Source organism: Microbacterium sp. JZ101 (assembly GCF_053903175.1).
This window is the reverse complement of the sequence record NZ_CP096400.1, coordinates 3224694-3243249: the sequence shown is the minus strand read 5'-3', so window position 1 is coordinate 3243249 and position 18556 is coordinate 3224694. Positions and strand designations below refer to the sequence as shown.

General features: G+C 71.5%; 15 protein-coding genes. 11 read left to right on the top strand and 4 right to left on the bottom strand.

Going from position 1 to position 18556, the window contains the following annotated elements:
• Positions 1 to 102 precede the first annotated feature (102 nt).
• Positions 103 to 462: a BlaI/MecI/CopY family transcriptional regulator gene (locus M1D56_RS14900; RefSeq protein WP_271173019.1), complete on the top strand. Its 360-nt coding sequence runs from the start codon at positions 103 to 105 to the stop codon at positions 460 to 462.
• An 11-nt stretch (positions 463 to 473) separates the two neighbouring features.
• Complete coding sequence (locus M1D56_RS14895; RefSeq protein ID WP_456284043.1) at positions 474 to 1286, top strand: M56 family metallopeptidase; 813 nt, start codon at positions 474 to 476, stop codon at positions 1284 to 1286.
• Positions 1287 to 1289: 3 nt separating this feature from the next.
• On the opposite strand, the gene M1D56_RS14890 is transcribed toward M1D56_RS14895, so the two are convergent.
• Positions 1290 to 2264, bottom strand: coding sequence for a LacI family DNA-binding transcriptional regulator (locus tag M1D56_RS14890; protein WP_456284042.1), 975 nt, complete (start codon positions 2262 to 2264; stop codon positions 1290 to 1292).
• Between the two features lie 105 nt (positions 2265 to 2369).
• Between M1D56_RS14890 and M1D56_RS14885 the strand changes: the two genes are divergently transcribed.
• Positions 2370 to 4589 (top strand): beta-glucosidase, encoded by a 2220-nt coding sequence (locus M1D56_RS14885; RefSeq protein ID WP_456284041.1) that lies wholly within the window; start codon positions 2370 to 2372, stop codon positions 4587 to 4589.
• 293 nt (positions 4590 to 4882) lie between these two features.
• Here the strand turns inward: M1D56_RS14885 and M1D56_RS14880 are convergent, their stop codons facing one another.
• From M1D56_RS14880 to M1D56_RS14870, 3 genes are all read right to left on the bottom strand, one after another.
• A complete protein-coding gene (locus M1D56_RS14880) occupies positions 4883 to 6061 on the bottom strand; it encodes an ROK family transcriptional regulator (protein ID WP_421075117.1) in 1179 nt (392 codons plus the stop codon).
• Between the two features lie 86 nt (positions 6062 to 6147).
• Positions 6148 to 7158 (bottom strand): ABC transporter permease, encoded by a 1011-nt coding sequence (locus M1D56_RS14875; protein WP_282978857.1) that lies wholly within the window; start codon positions 7156 to 7158, stop codon positions 6148 to 6150.
• A complete protein-coding gene (locus tag M1D56_RS14870; protein WP_456285246.1) occupies positions 7155 to 8630 on the bottom strand; it encodes a sugar ABC transporter ATP-binding protein in 1476 nt (491 codons plus the stop codon). The genes M1D56_RS14875 and M1D56_RS14870 overlap by 4 nt, the downstream gene beginning before the upstream one ends.
• 155 nt (positions 8631 to 8785) lie before the next feature.
• Here M1D56_RS14870 and M1D56_RS14865 point away from each other — a divergent pair, with 155 nt between their 5' ends.
• From M1D56_RS14865 to M1D56_RS14830, 8 genes are all read left to right on the top strand, one after another.
• Positions 8786 to 9838 carry a substrate-binding domain-containing protein gene (locus M1D56_RS14865; RefSeq protein ID WP_271173013.1) on the top strand — a complete coding sequence of 351 codons (1053 nt, stop codon included), beginning with the start codon at positions 8786 to 8788 and terminating at the stop codon, positions 9836 to 9838.
• A 175-nt stretch (positions 9839 to 10013) separates the two neighbouring features.
• On the top strand, positions 10014 to 10778 hold the full coding sequence (locus M1D56_RS14860; protein WP_271173012.1) for a sugar phosphate isomerase/epimerase family protein: 765 nt from the start codon (positions 10014 to 10016) through the stop codon (positions 10776 to 10778).
• An 83-nt stretch (positions 10779 to 10861) separates the two neighbouring features.
• The gene (locus M1D56_RS14855) at positions 10862 to 11929 is read left to right on the top strand and encodes a Gfo/Idh/MocA family protein (protein ID WP_456285245.1); all 1068 of its coding nucleotides are present in this window, start codon (positions 10862 to 10864) and stop codon (positions 11927 to 11929) included.
• Positions 11919 to 13001, top strand: coding sequence for a Gfo/Idh/MocA family protein (locus M1D56_RS14850; protein WP_324013656.1), 1083 nt, complete (start codon positions 11919 to 11921; stop codon positions 12999 to 13001). Before M1D56_RS14855 ends, M1D56_RS14850 begins: the two co-directional genes overlap by 11 nt.
• Positions 13002 to 13018: 17 nt before the next feature.
• Complete coding sequence (locus M1D56_RS14845; protein WP_456284040.1) at positions 13019 to 14032, top strand: sugar phosphate isomerase/epimerase family protein; 1014 nt, start codon at positions 13019 to 13021, stop codon at positions 14030 to 14032.
• 130 nt (positions 14033 to 14162) lie between these two features.
• Positions 14163 to 15638, top strand: a complete 1476-nt coding sequence (locus tag M1D56_RS14840; RefSeq protein WP_456284039.1) for a C-glycoside deglycosidase beta subunit domain-containing protein — start codon at positions 14163 to 14165, stop codon at positions 15636 to 15638.
• Positions 15639 to 15798: 160 nt separating this feature from the next.
• A complete protein-coding gene (locus tag M1D56_RS14835) occupies positions 15799 to 17091 on the top strand; it encodes an ABC transporter substrate-binding protein (protein WP_456284038.1) in 1293 nt (430 codons plus the stop codon).
• A gap of 175 nt (positions 17092 to 17266) precedes the next feature.
• Entirely contained in the window at positions 17267 to 18556 is a 1290-nt protein-coding gene (locus tag M1D56_RS14830; protein WP_456284037.1) for an ABC transporter substrate-binding protein, read from the top strand.

Genomic DNA, 18556 nt, shown 5'->3' with positions numbered 1-18556 from the left:
GTGTAGAACTAGTTCGACAGAGCATAGAAGAAATTCGACCGGGGGTAGAATTGGCGCAGGCGGTCGGATGGCGCGGCCGCGACACGAGGCGAGGAGGTGCGCATGGGAACGCTCGGCGAACTCGAACGCGCCGTCATGGACGCGGTGTGGGACGCGCAGATGCCCATGACCGCGTATGACGTCAAGGAGCAGCTCGAGCAGGATCAGGGGCGCGCGCTCGCCGCGACGACCCTGCTGACCGTGCTGTCCCGTCTCGAGAAGAAGGGCTTCGTGGCCTCCGACCGATCGGTGCGCCCGCACCGCTACACGGCCGTCGCCTCGCGCGCCGACCACGTCGCGGAGCTCATGCACGAGGTGCTCGGCGAGTCGGCCGACCGGATGGCCGTGCTCGAGCGCTTCGTGGGCGGGGTCTCCGACGAGGACGCGGCGGTGCTGCGCAAGCTCCTGCGCGGCGGGGTCTGATCGAGCCGCCCGTGACGCGCATCGGAGCCGTCGTCGGATCCGGGCTCGACGGCGCCCTCGTCATCCCCCACGAGACGATCGTGTGGGGAGCGGTCGTCCTCGGCCTCTTCGCCCTCGCCCTCGCGTGGCCTGTTCCGGTCGCGTTCTCCCGTGCGGCGTGGCCCATGCGGGCTCCCGTCGTCGCGCTGCTCCTGTGGCAGGCGATCGGCCTCGCGGGTGGACTGTCGATGATCGCGGCCCTCACGCTCGCCGGATATGCGGTCGCCCCCAGCCATCCGCTTCTCGCGCTCGTGCCCGCCGCCGCGTTCACGGTGTACCTGCTCGCCCACCTCGGCGTGACGATCGCGCAGGTGGTCCGGCAGCGGCGGCGCCACCACGCCCTCCTCGACATGCTGACGTCGCCGCACCCCACCCGTGCCCGCACGCGCGTGCTCGACGACGCCGTCCCCGTCGCCTACTGCCTGCCGCGCGGCGTCGGCTCGGTCACCGTCCTGTCGCAGGGGCTCCTCGACCGGCTCGACGCGGACGAGCTCGTCGCCGTCATCGCGCACGAGCGCGCGCACGTCGAGCAGCGCCACGACCTGCTGCTGCTCGCGTTCCGGGCATGGCGTGCCGCGCTGCCGTGGTTCCCCATCGCGGCCCTCGCCGAGGCGGAGGTCGCGGCGCTCGTCGAGATGCTCGCCGACGACCATGCGCGCCGCGAGGTGCGCGACGAGGTCCTGGCCCGGGCCATCCTGCACGTGGGTGCGACGGGTGTCTCGGGTGCCGAGGTCGTGTCGGGCTCCACGCGCGTGAGCGACCGCTTCCGCCGGCTCGCGGCGTAGGGCCTACGCCGACTCGCGCACGACGACCCGCGGTGCCGTGCGGGGGAGCACGGGCTGCTCGCCCGCGAGGATCGCGTCGATCGTCGCGAGGTCGACGTCGGCGTCTGCCACGTCGCCCTGGGCGACGGTCGTCAGCTGCGGGAACGTGCGCCGCGCGAGGGGGAGGTCGTCGATGCCCATGACCGCGAGCTCATCGGGAAGCGCGATGCCGGCGCGGCGAGCGGCGCCCAGCACGCCGACCGCGACCTCGTCGTTGTAGGCGGCGACGGCCGTGACGCCCTCGTCGCGCAGGCGCCGCAGCTCACGGGCGAGCGGCTTCTGATCGAGCAGCGGGATGGCCGTGAGCACGACCCCGTGCCGTGCGGCAGCGGCGCGCGCGCCGGCCAGCCGCAGCTCCGACAGGCCCGCGAGCTCGGGCTCGGGCGGCGCGACGTAGGCCACCGAGCGGTGCCCGCGGCCGGCGAGGTGCGCGACCTGCACCTCCGCGATGTCGCGGATCCCTGCGCTCGACGGCGTGGCGAAGACCCGCGCGACGCCGGCCTCGCGGATGCGTCGGATGATGTCGTCGGAGAGCTCCCCGAGCGCGAGCACGGTGGTCGGGTGCAGGCGCTGCGCGAGCGTCACGAGAACCTCGCCGCCGGCGTCGGCGCCCGTGTACTGGTTCACCACCGGCACGTATCCGCGCTCGACGAGCGCCCTCGAGAGCGTGCGGGTCGCCGTCGCGACGAGCTCGCCCGGCGGGATGGTGCTCGTGTCGATCACGACGATCCCTGTGCTCCCGGATGCCAGCGCGCGAGCGTGCACGCTCGGCACGTACCCGAGGTCGGCGGCGGCCTGCAGCACGCGGCGGCGCGTCGGCTCGGGGATCGTCTGGCCCGGGGTGTCGTTGAGGACGTAGCTCACGGTGGCGCGCGAGACGCCGCTCGCGCGCGCCACATCGGCGGCGGTGACGCGGCCGGCTCGTCGGGAGGTGGTCATGGGCGTCCTTGCTTTCCGAGGAGGATCCCGATACATTCAACCCTACACTGAAGCGCGTAAGTGATCTCGGAGCCGAGGTCGCCGCGGACGAGAAAGGCCTCCCTGATGCACGCAGCCGTCTCCCGACTCTCCCTCGACGAGAAGATCTCCCTGCTCACGGGAGACTCGTTCTGGACCACGCGCGGTGTCGAGCACGCGGGCGTGGAGGGGGCGGTCCTCACCGATGGCCCGCACGGCGTCCGCCTGCAGACGGGGAGCGCCGACCACCTCGGCATCAACGACAGCCACCCCGCGACCTCGTTCCCGACGGCCGCGGCGACCGGCTCGACGTGGGACCCCGAGCTGCTCGAGGAGATGGGCGAGGCGCTCGGACGGGAGAGCCGGGCGCTCGGCGTCGACGTGCTGCTCGGACCCGGCGTCAACATCAAGCGCTCGCCGCTGTGCGGGCGCAACTTCGAGTACTTCTCCGAGGATCCGCTGCTCGCCGGGGCGCTCGGCGCCGGATGGGTCCGCGGGCTCCAGGCGCAGGGTGTCGGGGCCTCGCTCAAGCACTTCGCGGCGAACAACCAGGAGACCGAGCGCATGCGCGTGAGCGCCGAGGTCGACGAGCGCACACTGCGCGAGATCTACCTTCCGGCTTTCGAGCGCGTCGTGAAGGAGGCCCAGCCGGCCACCGTCATGTGCGCGTACAACCGCATCAACGGCACCTACGCGTCGGAGCACCGGTGGCTGCTGACCGACGTCCTCCGCGACGAGTGGGGCTACGACGGGTACGTCGTGTCCGACTGGGGTGCCGTGAGCAACCCGCCCGCGGCCGTCGCGGCGGGTCTCGACCTCACGATGCCGGCGGCCGGCTCCCGCCACGCCGCGGACATCCGTGCGGCGCTCGACCGCGGCGACCTCGACGAGGCGGCCATCGACCTCGCGGTGTCGCGCATCCTGACCGTGCACGACCGCCTCCGTGCGGCACGGGGCGAGACTCCCGCGGTCGACCACGATGCGCACCACGCTCTCGCCCGCCGGATCGCGGCTGAGAGCACCGTCCTCCTCGCGAACGAGGACGGCATCCTGCCGCTGTCGGCCGATGAGGGATCGATCGCCGTGATCGGCGAGTTCGCCCGGTCGCCGCGCTACCAGGGCGCCGGGAGCTCGCACATCCAGCCCACGCGCCTCGACGCCGCGCTCGATGCCATCCGCGAGGTCGCGGGCGACGTGTCCTTCGCCGCGGGCTTCCGCCTGGACGGCGAGGCCGATGCCGCGCTCGTCGACGAGGCGGTCGCGGCGGCCCGCGCCGCCCGCACGGTCGTGCTGTTCCTGGGTCTCCCCGCCGAGGACGAGTCCGAGGGGTTCGACCGCACGCACATCGAGCTGCCGCGCGTGCAGCGCGACCTCCTCGACGCCGTCCTCGCCGTCAACGAGCGCGTCGTCGTGGTGCTCTCGAACGGCTCCGTCGTCTCGCTCGACGGCATCGTGGGCCGGGCCCCGGCCATCCTCGAGATGTGGCTCGGCGGACAGGCGTCCGGCTCCGCCGCCGCCGACGTGCTCTTCGGAGCCGCCGAGCCGGCGGGTCGCCTCGCCGAGACCATCCCGCTGCGCCTGGCCGACAACCCCGCGCACGTGAACTTCCCCGGCAGCCCGAAGAAGGTCGTGTACGGCGAGCGGGTCTACGTCGGGTATCGCTGGTACGACCGCACTGAGCGCGAGGTGGCCTTCCCGTTCGGATTCGGGCTCGGCTACACGACGTTCGAGCTCACGGATGTCGCGGTGTCGGTTCCCGACGCGGGTCGCGCGCACGCCGTGGTCGAGGTGACGGTCTCGAACACGGGTGCGCGCGACGGCGCCGAGGTCGTGCAGGTCTATGTCGGCGACCCCGAGGCGTCGGTCGACCGGCCGGTGCGCGAGCTGCGCGCCTTCCGGAAGGTGCGCCTCGCGGCGGGGGAGTCGACGCGCGTGCGGCTCGAGCTCGACGAGCGTGCATTCGCCTTCTGGGGTGAGACGGGCTGGACCGTCGAGCCCGGCGCGTTCACGGTCGAGGTCGGCACGTCGTCGCGCGACATCGTCGCGACGACCGAGATCGAGCTCGACGTGCCGCCGGTCGTGCCCGAGCTCGACCTCGAGTCGACGATCGGCGACTGGCAGCGTCATCCGGTCGGTCGCGGCGTGCTCGAAGGCGCGCTCGCGGCGCACGGCGGCGCGTCGGCGGCGATCTTCGCCGACCCCGAGATCAGCCGGATGATGGAGTCGATGCCGCTGCGCACGATGCTCGGCTTCGGCGGCGAGGTCGACGGGACGGCTGCGACCGAGGCGCTGCTCGCCCAGGTCTGAGTCGCCGCCACCGCCGGTCCGGGTCGCAGTTGGCGTCCTTAAACGGCCGGTTTTCGGACGGCAACTGCGACCCCGGCGGATGAGTCTTCGTCGGGGTCGCAGTTAGCGTCCTTAAACGGCCGGTTTTCGGACGGGAACTGCGACCCCGGCGGACGGGCCTTCGTCGGGGTCGCAGTTGGCGTCCTTAAACGGCCGGTTTTCGGACCGCAACTGCGACCTGGACAGATGGCGGCGGTCCGGAGGGACGGATGGCGGAGGTCCGGCCGGACCTATGGCGGCCGTCCGGTGGGCGGTCAGGCCGGGGCGAAGGCGGTCGAGAGGCCGGCGGGCGAGAGCGCGTGCTCGACGGCGAGGATGCTCGCGCCGATCACGGCTGCCTTCGACGCGGCGGTCGACTGCACGATTGTGAGGTGCTCGGTCGCGAGCGGGGTGGAGCGCGTGTAGACGATCTCGCGCACGCCCGCGATGAGGTGCTCGCTCACGCGCGCCATCGACCCGCCGATCGAGATGACCGAGGGGTTGAGGAGGCTGACCGACGCGGTGAGCACCTCGCCGATGTCGCGCCCGGCCTGGCGCACCGCCTGGATGGCCTCGAGGCTGCCGTGCTTGACGAGCGCGACGACATCGTCGCCCGTGTGCGCCTCGACGCCCTGGTCGCGCAGCGTGCGGGCGATCGCGGGCCCCGACGCGAGCGCCTCGAGGCACCCGTGGTTGCCGCAGTGGCACGGGACGTCGACGCCGCGCGCCACGCGCACGTGCCCGATGTCGCCCGCGATGCCCTGTGCTCCGCGCTGCAGCCGGCCATCCGACACGATGCCCGCGCCGATGCCCGTCGCGACCTTCACGAAGAGGAAGTGGTCGACGCCCGGCCACGCGACCGCACGCTCGCCGAGCGCCGAGATGTTGACGTCGTTGTCGACGAGCACCGCGACGGGGAAGTGCCGCTGCACCCACGCCGGGACGTCGAAGCGATCCCATCCCGGCATGATCGGCGGATTGACGGGCTGCCCGGTCGAGTGCTCGACCGGGCCGGGCAGGCCGATCCCGATCGCGGCGACGTCGGCTGATGACCGCTCGGTCTCGTCGAGAAGCCGCTGCGCCGACTCGACGAGCCACGTGAGCACCGCCTCGGGGCCCTGCGCGATCTCGACGCGCTCGCTCGCCTCGGCGAGGATGGCGCCGGTCAGGTCGGTGATCGCGACGTTCGCATGCGACGCGCCCAGGTCGGCGGCGACGACCACCTTCGCGGACGGGTTGAGTGCGAACTGCGACGGCGGGCGTCCTCCCGTCGAGACGGCGTCGGCGACCGCCGTGATGAGCCCCATGCGCATGAGCTCGTCGACCCGCGCGGCGACCGTCGACCGCGCGAGCCCCGTCGACTTGGCGAGCTCGGCGCGCGTGCGCGGCACGCCGTCGCGGAGCAGCTGGAAGAGGTCGCCGACGTCGGCGCGCCCCGTCGGGCTATCGGACATGCGCACTCACCTTCTCGCGCCGGCAGAAGTCGGCCGACTTCTGCCGTGATCCGTCATCCTACGTGCCGGTGTCGGCGGAAGCCGCGTCAGCTGCTGCGCGACGGCCGCCCGGCGAAACGCTGCTGGAGCAGCACCGCGATGACGATGATCACGCCCTTGGCGACCGCCTGCGTCGACGAGGACAGGTTGTTCTGCACGAAGACGTTGCTGAGCGTCGCGAAGATGAGGACGCCGAAGACCGTCCCGGTGATCGTGCCGCGGCCGCCCGTGAGAAGCGTGCCGCCGACGACGACGGCGGCGATCGCATCGAGCTCCCACAGCGAACCGTGCGTCGAGGTGCCCGCTGTCGTGCGGCCGAGCAGCATGATCGCGGCGACGCCGGCGGCCAGCCCGCTGAGCGCGTAGAGCCACATCGTGTGCCGCTTCACCGCGATGCCCGCGAGGCGCGCGGCCTCGCGATTGCCGCCGATCGCGACCGTGCGGCGGCCGAAGGTCGTGCGGTTCAGGAGGAACCAGCCGCCCGCGGCGACGACGGCGAAGATCCAGATGAGCATGTCGATGCCGAGGATGTCGATGTTGAGCGCGCGGATGAAGTCGCGATCCGACACGATGAGCGTGCGGTTGTTCGCGAGGAGCTCGGCCAGGCCGCGCGCTCCGACGAGCATCGCGAGCGTCGCCATGAACGCCACGACCTTGCCGTACGCGATCACGACCCCGTTGATGAGGCCGGCTGCGGCGCCGACGACGAGCGCGATGAGCATCATGAGCGTCCAGTGCACCGAGTCGGCGAGGTCCTGCACGGCCGCGAGCGTCGCCACGACCGAGGCCAGGGCCACCACCGCGCCCACGGAGAGGTCGATCCCGCCCGCGATGATGACGAAGGTCATCGCGATGCTGACCACGCCGATGATCGACGCCTGGCGCAGGATGACGAGCGCGTTGTCGAAGGTCGGGAACGTCCCGGGCGCCGTGATCGCCCCCACGACGACGAGCGCGAGGAGCGCGAGCACGAGGCCGAGGTTGCGTCCGACCGATCCCGAGAAGATCCGCCGCAGGGGCGAGGCCTGCGGCTCGGCGGCGGGGCTCTGCACGCTCATTCGGCGGCTCCTTTCATGACGAGATCGAGCACGCCGTGCTCGTCGATGTCGGATGCGGGAAGACGATCGAGCACGCGCCCGTCGCCGATGACGAGCACGGTGTCGGCGAGGCCGAGCACCTCGGGGATCTCGCTCGAGACGATGACGATCGCGGTCCCCGACGCGGCCAGCCGCCGGATGAGCCCGTAGATCTCGGCACGGGCGCCGACGTCGACACCGCGGGTCGGCTCGTCGAGCAGCAGCACCCGGCTGCCCTCCACGAGCCATCGGGCGAGGAGGATCTTCTGCTGGTTGCCGCCGGAGAGCGTGGCCACCGGACGGTCGGGGTCGGCGGGCCGCAGCTCGAGCGCGTCCATCTGCTCCCTCGCGACGCGGCGCTCGGCCCGCTCGTCGAGCACGCCCCGTCGCGCGATGCGCGGGAACGTCGACAGCGTGATGTTGCGGAAGATCGGCTCGTCGAGCACGAGCCCCTGCGACTTGCGCTCCTCGGGGCTGAGGCCCATGCCGGCCTTCACCGCGGCCGTGACCGATCCGCGCGGCAGCGGGCGGCCATCCCGCTTCACCGTGCCCGCGGTCGCTCGCCGCGCCCCGTAGATCGTCTCGAGGATCTCCGAGCGACCCGAGCCGACCAGCCCTGCGAGGCCCACGATCTCCCCCGCGCGCACGGAGAACGACACGTCCTCGAAGACGCCGGCCAAGCCGAGTCCCTCGACCTCGAGCAGCACGGGCGCGTCCGGCGCGATGGGCGTCGCGGGCGGGAAGACGTTCTCGACCGTCCGGCCCGTCATATGGCGGATGAGGTCGGCCGTGGGGGTGTCGGCGACGGAGAGGTTGCTGGCCGTGCTGCGGCCGTCCTTGAGGACCGTGATGCGATCCCCGATCGCGCGGATCTCCTCGAGCCTGTGCGTGATGTAGATGACGGCGATGCCCTGGGCGGTCAGCTCGCGCACGACGTGGAAGAGGTTGCGGACCTCCTCGGCGTCGAGCACGGCCGACGGCTCGTCCATCACGATGAGGCGGATGTCGTGCGACAGCGCGCGCGCCATGCTCACGATCTGCTTGCCCGCTGCGCTCAGCGAGCCGACCTCCGCGTGCGGCGAGATGCCGCCGTGACCGAGGCGCTCCAGCAGTCGGCGCGTCTCGCGAGCGGCATCGCGCCGCCGGGTGACGCCGCCGCGCGCGAGCTCGTGCCCGAGGAAGATGTTCTCGGCGACGGTGAGATCGTCGACGACGTCGAGCTCCTGGTACATCGTCGCGATGCCGTGATCGATCGCCGCCTGGGGGCTCGTGATCGCGATCGGCTCGCCGTTCCAGCGGATCTCGCCGGCGTCGGGCTCGTGCGCGCCGGCGAGGGTCTTGATGAGCGTGGACTTCCCCGCGCCGTTCTGGCCCAGGAGGCAGTGCACCTCGCCCGGGAGCACGTCCAGGTCGACCCCGCGCAGGGCCTGCACTCCCGCGAAGCTCTTCTCGATTCCGCGGACCGAGAGTAATGACGCGGCGTGGTCGTCTTTGATCACGGCTGAAACCTAACACCGCGGGGCTTCTGCTGTCGATGAGTCAGAACCTGTACAGGCGTCCGCAAGGCTGTTAGCTTGACCGCATCTGCATCACGTTTCAAGGAGGAGACATGGGCACAGTGCGCACGCGCGCAGGACGCGCTGCGGTCGCGGGGATGGCGGCACTCGCGACGATCGGCCTGCTCGCCGGGTGCACCAGCGACGGCGACGAGGGCGAGGGCGACGTCGTCGACCAGGGCACGACGAGCGACGAGAACGCCGAGGAGGGCGACACGGTCGTCATCGGATGGTCGGGGCCGGAGGCCGATCACGGCTGGCTGGGCGCGATCAACTCCGGCGCGCTCGCCGCGGCTGAGAGCTTCGGCGACGTCGAGCTGCGGCAGGCCGAGGGCACGAACGACGCGAGTCAGCAGATCGCGGCGGTCGAGCAGTTCATCAACGAGGGAGTCGACGCCATCGTCCTGCTCCCGACGGATGGCGCCGCGCTCACCGAGGTCGCGATCCAGGCCATGGAGGCGGGCATCCCGGTCATCAACGTCGACCGGGAGTTCTCGAGCACGTTCGCCTCGCGCGTCACCATCCTCGGCGACAACTACGGCATGGGCGTGAGCGCCGGCACCTACATCTGCGAGGAGCTCGAGGGGCAGAGCGACGCGGTCGTCGCCGAGATCGCGGGCATCGACTCCCTCCCGCTCACGCAGGACCGGTCGCAGGGCTTCGCCGACGCCCTCGAGGACTGCGGTCTCGAGGTGTCGGCCCGCGTGGCCGCCGACTTCACCGTGGCCGGCGGCGAGGCGGCGGCCTCGCAGCTGCTCTCGGCGAACCCCGAGATCGACGCGATCTGGAACCACGACGACGACCAGGGCGTCGGCGTGATGGCCGCGATCGAGGCCGCGGGTCGCGACGAGTTCTTCCTCGTGGGCGGCGCAGGCAGCGTCAACATGATGGAGCGGATCGAGGCGGACGACAGCGTCATCAAGGCGACGGTCATCTACCCCTCGACGCAGGCGGCCGACGGCATCGCGCTCGCGCGTCTCGTCGCGCAGGAGAAGACGATGAGCGATCTCGTCACGCCGAGCGTGCCGTATCGGATCGTGCTCGACGCGCCCGTCGTGACGAAGGACAACGTCGAGGAGTTCATCGACCTCGCCTTCGAGTCCTGACGGGTCGAGCCCGGAAGAGCCGAGGAGGAGGCGCCCGCGGGGGAGGCGGGCGCCTCCTCCTCTGTCTGGGAACACGCAACTTTTGCTTGTTGATCGACGGAAGTCCTGATACCGTCGGGGACGCGCCTGCGAGAGCGCGCCATCCCCGAGACCTCACCGTCGAGAGAAGAGTCACATGACCTCTGCCCCCGCCATCGCGCTCCAGCTGTACACGATCCGAGAGGCGGTGGCCGAGGATGCGGGCGCCGCGCTCGCCCGCGCGGCCGAGATCGGCTTCGAGCAGATCGAGCTCTTCAACATCGTCGAGTGGCGCGCGCAGCTCGAGGCGGGCCTCGCCGCGCACGGCCTCACCGCTCCCACCGCGCACGCGGTGCTCTCGAGCGGCGAGCCCGAGCAGTTCTTCGAGGCCGCGCAGGCCCTCGGCGTGAAGACGCTCATCGACCCGTTCATCGCGCCCGAGCGCTGGACGAGCCGCGACGAGGTGCTCCGCATCGCCGACGAGCTCGCCGCGCACGCCGAGAAGGCGAAGGCGTACGGCCTCGCGTTCGGCTACCACAACCACTTCTGGGAGGTGGAGAACGTCTTCGACGGCGAGACGGCCCTCGAGGTCCTCGCCGGCGCCCTCCCGGCCGACGTCGGCCTCGAGGTCGATGCGTACTGGGCCGCCGTCGGCGGTGCGGACGTGCCCGCTCTGCTCACGTCGCTCGGCGACCGGGTCCGCCAGCTCCACATCAAGGACGCGCCCCTCGTCGACGGCGCGCTGAGCAAGGACCGCGAGGACCAGCTGCCCGCGGGACAGGGCGCGATCGCGTGGCAGCCCGTGCTCGCCGCCGCGCCTGCGGCCGAGCTGCTCGTCGTCGAGTTCGACGAGTACCGCGGCGACATCTTCGACGGCATCGCCCAGGGCCTCGCGGGAACCCGCGCGCTGCTCGGCGCGTGACAGCCGCCATCCCGAACCAGAGAGAAAGAGAGCGTCCCGTGAGCGGACACCACCCCGTCGGCGTCGGATTCATCGGCGCGGGGATGATCAGCGACACCTACCTCGAGCACCTCGCGCAGTTCCCCGACGTCGAGGTCGTCGCGGTCGGCGACATCGACACGGTGCGCGCGAAGGCGCAGGCCGAGAAGCACGGCGTGCCGGTGTCGGGCTCGCCCGACGAGATCCTCGCGCACCCCGATGTCGAGCTCGTCGTGAACCTGACGATCCCGGCGGTGCACGCCGAGGTGTCGCTCGCGGCGATCGACGCCGGCAAGCACGTGTGGAGCGAGAAGCCGATCGCGGTCGACTTCGCCTCGGGTCAGGGCCTCGTGAAGCGCGCCGCCGAGAAGGGCCTGCGCGTGGGCATCGCCCCCGACACGGTGCTCGGCCGCGGCGTGCAGAGCGCGCTGCGGGCGATCGCGCGCGGCGAGATCGGCCAGCCGATCGGCGCGTCGACGGCGATGATGAGCCTCGGCCCCGACAAGTGGCACCCGAACCCCGACTTCTTCTTCCTGCCCGGCGCCGGACCGGTCTTCGACATGGGCCCGTACTACCTGACGACGCTCGTCAACGTGTTCGGCTCGGTCGCGAAGGCCTCGGCCTTCGGGCTCACGAGCACGCCCACCCGCACGGTCATCGCGGGCGACCGCGCGGGGGCGGAGTTCCCGGTGCTCGTCCCGACACACGTCAACGCGAACCTCGAGTTCGAAGGCGGCGGAACGAGCTCGAGCATCTTCAGCTGGGAGTCGCCCCTCATGCGCATGGGCGTGGTCGAGATCACCGGCACCGAGGGCACCCTCTCGATCCCGGACCCGAACATGTTCGAGGGGCCGCTGCGGATCATCCGCGCGGGCGGCGACCCGCGCGAGCAGCAGTGGGAGGAGCTCGAGAGCGACGGCGTCGTGGGCGGCCGCGGTCTGGGCGTGATCGACATGGTGCGCGCCATCCGGGAGGACCGCCCGCACCGCGCGTCGGGCGAGATCGGCCTGCACGTGCTCGAGACGATGATCGCGATCGAGCGGTCCATCGAGACCGGCGAGACGGTCGCGGTCGAGAGCCGGATCGAGCGCCCCGCGCCGATCCCCGCGGACTGGACGCCCTATGAGCTCTGAGATCGGAGCCGGCTTCGTCGGCGGCGGGTTCATGGCCCGCGTGCACAGCCGGGCCGCGCGGGCCGCCGGCGCCCGACTGCGCGGCATCAGCTCCTCGTCGGCCGAGCGGGCCTCCTCTGCCGCGGCCGACCTCGACATCGAGAACGCCTTCTCGGGCTACGACGCGCTCCTCGACGACCACGACGTCGACGTCGTGCACGTGTGCACGCCGAACGCGCAGCACGCCGAGCAGACGCTCGCGGCGCTCGCGGCAGGCAAGCACGTCGTGTGCGAGAAGCCGATCGCCACGACCTCGGCCGACGCGCGCCGCCTCGTGGAGGCGCAGGCCGGCTCGGGTCTCGTCGGCGCCGTCCCGTTCGTCTACCGCTACCACCCGATGGTCCGCGAGGCGCGCGCCCGCATCGCCGAGAGCGGCGAGGCCGTGCTCTCGATCGACGCGGCGTACCTCCAGGACTGGCTGCTGGGCGCCGAGGACGGCAACTGGCGAGCCGGCGCGGAGGGCGGCGCATCTCGCGCGTTCGCCGACATCGGCTCGCACCTGTTCGACCTCCTCGAGTTCGTGACGGGCGAGCGGGTCGTGAAGCTCAGCGCGCTCACCCGCACCGTCTTCGAGGAGCGCGCCGGGCATCCGGTCGCGAACGAGGACATCGCCGCCGTCCTGTTCCAGCTCTCGGGAGGGGCACCCGGCACGGCGCTCGTCAGCCAGATGGCGGCCGGTCGCAAGAACGGTCTCGTGCTCGAGGTCCACACGGGCGATGCGGCCTACCGCTTCGAGCAGGAGCGCCCCGAGGACCTGTGGATCGGCCGGCGCGACGGCTCGCTCCTGCTTCCGCGCGAGGAGGGCCTGCTCGCCCCCGACGCCGCGCGCCTGTGCCGCGTCCCCTCGGGTCACCCGATGGGGTATCAGGATGCGTTCAACGCCTTCGTGTCGGACGCATACGCCGCGACCGCGGGGGCGGAGCCCGAGGGGCTGCCGTCGTTCCGCGACGGCCTGCGCGCCGCGCAGCTGACCGAGGCCGTCGTCGAGTCGGCGCGCACGGGCGCGTGGGTCGAGACGCCGGTCGACGCATGACGACCGGAGGAGGATCCATGACCGAGGCGCGGCATCCCGTCACGCTGTTCACCGGCCAGTGGGCCGACATGCCGTTCGAGGAGCTCGCGCGCCGCGCGGCCGAGTGGGGCTACGACGGCCTCGAGATCGCCGCGTCGGGCGACCACCTCGATCTGCAGCGGGCCGACGAGGACGACGCGTACGCGCAGTCGCGTCTCGACATCCTGGACCGCTACGGGCTCAAGGTGTGGGCGATCTCGAACCACCTCGCCGGGCAGGCCGTGTGCGACGACCCGATCGACTTCCGCCATCAGGCGATCCTGCGCGACTACGTGTGGGGGGATGGCGATGGCGAGGGCGTGCGCCGGCGCGCGGCCGAGGACATGAAGCGTGCCGCCCGCGTCGCGCGCAAGCTCGGCGTCGACACGGTCGTCGGCTTCACGGGATCGAAGATCTGGCCCTACGTCGCGATGTTCCCGCCCGTTCCCGCCGACGTCATCGACGCGGGCTACGAGGACTTCGCGAACCGGTGGAACCCGATCCTCGACGTGTTCGACGCCGAGGGCGTCCGGTTCGCGCACGAGGTGCACCCCTCCGAGATCGCGTACGACTACTGGACGAGCGTCCGGACCCTCGAGGCCATCGACCGGCGCGAGGCCTTCGGGTTCAACTGGGACCCGTCGCACATGGCGTGGCAGGGCGTCGACACGGTCGCGTTCATCACGGACTTCGCCGACCGGATCTACCACGTCGACTGCAAGGACACGCGGATCCGCAGGGCATCCGGTCGGCAGGGCATCCTCGGGTCGCACCTCGCCTGGGGCGACCCGCGGCGAGGGTGGGATTTCGTCTCGACCGGGCACGGCGACATCCCGTGGGAGGACGCGTTCCGCGCGCTCGCCGCGATCGGCTACGACGGCCCGATCTCGATCGAGTGGGAGGACGCCGGGATGGACCGACTGCACGGGGCAGCCGAGGCGGTCGGCTACATCCGCTCGCTGCTGTGGAAGCTCCCCGAGGCGTCGTTCGACGCCGCGTTCAGCAACCAGTAGACGCATCCGGCACGGCGCCGCTCCGGGGTTCCGGGGCGGCGCCGTCGTGTGCTCCGTCGGGCTTATGTTGAAAAGCGGCGAAAGTAGGTCTACTCTCGGCGTATACGAATCCGCCGACGAAGGAGTCGCCATGCCCAACGGTCTGCTCGATGCCGCGAGCCTCCGCGTCCACCCCGACGGAGCGGCGCTCCAGCTCACCATCCCGTGGTACCGGAGCCTCTGGCTGTCCTCCGTCACGAGCATCGCCCTCACGGTCGACGGCGAGCAGGTTCCCGAGAGCGATCTCACCTTCGAGCTGAACGGCACGCGCTACGCGATCGCCGACCTCCCGCAGCAGAGCGACGTCCTCTGGTATCTGCAGGACCATCCGCTTCTCATCGTCCGCCGCGCGGCGCCGATCGCTCTCGGCGAGACGCACGAGATCGTGCTGCACGGCGAGCTGCGCCTGCCCTACATGCAGATCGCGCCGGGGCAGGACGGCGGCCCCGGGCTGTACGTGCCGAACGTCGTGCACCATGAGCTGACGCTCACGGCCACCGACCGCGACGCCGCGCCCGTCGGCCTCGAGCTCGAGGTGCCGCCGGCGCCCGAGCGATCCGATGACGACCCGTTCCGTCTCGGCCTGACGCTGTACTCCGCGAGCGCGGAGTTCCGGGCCGGCTGGTACGACTTCGACGGCCTGCTCGATCGCGTCGCCGAGCTCGGCATCGGGCCGGGCATCGAGATCGTCGCATCGCAGATGGTGCCGACCTACCCGCGGGTGTCGGAGGAGTTCGAGCGCGCGTGGCGCGCGGCGTTCGACCGGCACGGCTTCGAGGCGAGCTCGTTCGGCGCGAACCTCGACATGGGGCGTCGACGCGACCGCGACATGACGCCCGATGAGGAGTTCGAGGTCACCGAGCTGCTCTTCCGCGGCGCGAAGCGCCTCGGCTTCCCGCTCGTGCGCATCCAGTCGGCCAAGCCCGACCTGCTGCGTCGGCTGCTGCCCGTGGCCGAGGAGCTCGACCTCCGTCTCGCGTACGAGATCCACGCGCCCTCCGGGCCGAACGCCCCCGAGGTGCTGCGCATCCGCGACCTCTACGCCGAGCTCGACTCGCCCCTGCTGGGCTTCGTCGCCGACTTCTCGGCGACGATGCGGGCGATGTCGCCGACGCTGCTGCGCGCCGTGCGGCGCGCGGGCCTTGACGACGAGGCCGTCACGCGGCTGCAGGAGATCTGGGCGACGGATGAGCCCATGCGCGCACGGCAGGAGGAGTTCATCGCGTACCTGCGCGGTCGCGACTTCGACCCGGGCCGGCTCGGCTCGTTCGCCCACCTGGCCTTCAACATGCACGGCCACGTCGACCCGCGCGAGTGGGCCGACATCATGCCGCAGATCCTGCACGTGCACGCCAAGTTCTACGACATCGACGAAGCCGGTCAGGAGCCCGCGATCGACTACCCCGAGCTCGTGCGCGTGTTCGTGGAGGGCGGCTACCGCGGCTTCTGGTCGAGCGAGTGGGAGGGCCACGCGTTCGCCGAGCTCGGGGAGGTCGACCCGCTCGCCCTCGTGCGGCGCCAGCACGACCTCATCCGCGCGAGCATGCGCACCGGGCAGCCCGCCTGAGCGCGGGCAGCCCGACTGAGCACGGGCGGCTTCCACGCGGGTGATAACCCGCATCGGAAACACTTATGTGACTTTCTGACGTAACGCGGTCATGCTGTGGACAGGAGCACCCGAGCTCCTGTCCCTGCACTTCCGACGACGATGTCAGAAAGGCCAGATCATGACACAGCGCACCACGCGGCGGCTCGCCGCGATCGCCATCCCCGCCGCGGGCCTCATCCTCCTCGCAGGATGCGCGGGCGGCTCGGATGGCTCGGGCGACGGAGGCGACGACGGGGGAGAGTCCGTCGAGTTCAGCTTCATGTACGCCACCTCGAACAACCTCGAGAGCCCCTACGAGACCCTCGCGAACGAGTACATGGAGGCGCACGACGGCGTCACCATCACGACGAACCCGCTCCCGAACGACAGCTACGGCGAGACGCTCCGCACGCAGCTGCAGGCCGGCAACGCCCCCGACGTCATCCAGACCACCCCCGGATCGGGCGACCCCCGCAGCGTCGTCCCGCTCGCCGAGGCCGGCTTCCTCGAGCCGCTCGGCGAAACCGCGGCCGGTCTCGTGCCCGAGGGCGCCGACGCGCTCTTCACGGTGGACGGGGAGGTCTACGGGCAGCCCATGGACTTCACCCTCTCGACGCTCGTCGTGAACATGTCCGCCGCCGCGGAGGCGGGGCTCGACGACTTCCCCGCGACGACGGACGAGCTGCTCGCCTCCTGTGGCGAGGTCGCCGAGAACGGCGCGTCGCTCGTCGTGCTCGCGGGCGCCGCCGCGCCCAACGCGGGCCTCACGGCCCAGGCGATCGCCGCGACGCGCGTGTACGCCGAGACGCCCGACTGGAACGACCAGCGCGCCGCAGGCGAGGTGACCTTCGCCGAGAGCGACGGATGGCACGACGTGCTGCAGACGATCCTCGACATGAAGGACGCCGGGTGCTTCCAGCCCGGCGCCGAGGGTGCCGGCTTCGACGCCATCACGAACGGCCTCGCGCAGGGCACCTCGCTCGGGAGCTTCATCCCGTCGGGGTCGGCCGTCGAGATCGGCCGTGCCGCGCCCGACGTGGAGTGGGCCATCCAGCCCTTCCCGCCCGCTGACGGCGGCGACCCGTACCTCATTGCGAGCTCGAACTACACGATCTCGATCAACGCGGCGTCGGAGAACAAGGAGGCGGCGGCCGCGTTCCTCGAGTGGCTCGCGCAGCCCGAGCAGGCGGAGCGCTTCTCCGAGCTCTCCGGCGAGCTCCCCGTCTCCGGCATCGAGGGCCTCGACCTCACGGGCACGATCTACGAGCCCGTGGCGGATCTCCTGCAGTCCGGCTACTACGCGGGGCTCCCGAACGCGTTCTGGAAGGGCGAGGTCTACGAGAAGCTCTCGAGCGGCGTGCAGGGCCTGCTCACGGGCCAGAAGACGGTCGACGCCGTCCTCGCCGACATGGACGCGGCCTGGGGCGACTGACCTGGGACAGGGGATCGGCGGGCGGAAGCGCCCGCCGATCCCCTGTCCGCACCGGCTTATGTCGGATATCGAAATTAGTTATGTGTGTTTTCGACCTAGGTGGTCGATACTGAAGAGGGCCCCGCACCTGGGCGGGAGCCGCAGCACTCGACGACGACGTCAGAAGGGCAACGACATGACACAGCAGCGTCGCATCATCCGGGCAGGCGCCCTCGCAGGAACCGCGGCGATCGGAGCGCTTGTGCTCGCGAGCTGCTCGACCTCCGCCGGCGGCGGCGCGGGAGACGGCCAGAGCTTCTCGCTCGCGTTCCCCGTCTCGAACGAGGCGAAGACCCCGTACGAGATCCTCGCTGAGCAGTACATGGAGGAGAACCCCGACGTCGAGATCACGATCGACAAGCTGCCCGGCGAGAGCTACAACACGACGATCCGGACCCAGCTGCAGGGCGGCAACGCCTCCGACATCTTCCTCTCCGCTCCCGGCAACGGCCAGTCCTTCAGCATCGTCCCGCTCGCAGAGGCCGGGCTCCTCGAGCCGCTCGGCGAGACGGCGACGAGCCTCATCCCGGACGGCTCGGAGCACCAGTTCGTCGTCGACGGCGCCGTGTACGGGCAGCCGCTGAACATCGCGCCCGCGGGCGTCGTCGTGAACCAGACGGCCGCCGAGGCCGCCGGCATCACGGAGTACCCGGCCGACTGGCAGGGCGTGCTCGACGCGTGCGAGACGGCGGCCCAGGCGGGCGGCTCGTACTTCGTCGTGGCCGGCTCGATCCCGCCCAACGCGGGCATGATGGCGCAGGCGGTCGCCGCGACGCGCGTGTACGCCGAGGACCCCGACTGGAACACGCAGCGCGCCGACGGCGAGGTCACCTTCGCCGACAGCGAGGGATGGCAGCAGACGCTCCAGGCGATCGTCGACATGAAGGATGCGGGGTGCTTCCAGCCCGGTGTCGAGGGCGCGGGCTTCGACGCCATCACGAACGGACTCGTCCAGGGCACGTCGAGCGCGATGTTCGGCCCGAGCGGCGTCACGCGCGACCTCGGCGAGGCCGCGGGCGGCGAGGCGGCCTTCGTCGCGCAGACGTTCCCGCCCGCAGACGCGGCCGACGGCGTCTTCGGCTACGCCAGCTCGACCTACTCGTACTCGATCCCGGCGTCGTCGAAGAACAAGGACGCGGCGAAGGCGTTCCTCGAGTGGATGGCCGAGCCCGCGCAGGCGGAGACGGTCGCCGAGGAGTCGGGCACGCTCCCGATCACGGGCTACGCCGAGATGGACTTCACGGGCACGGCGTTCGAGCCGCTGGCCGACATGCTCGCGGCGGGCGACTTCGTGCCGCTGCCGAACTCCGACTGGTCGAACCCCGCCGTGTACGACGCCCTCGGCGCCGGCGTGCAGGGTCTCCTCACCGGTCAGAAGACGGTCGAGCAGGTGCTCACCGAGATGGACACGGCCTGGGGCGAGTGA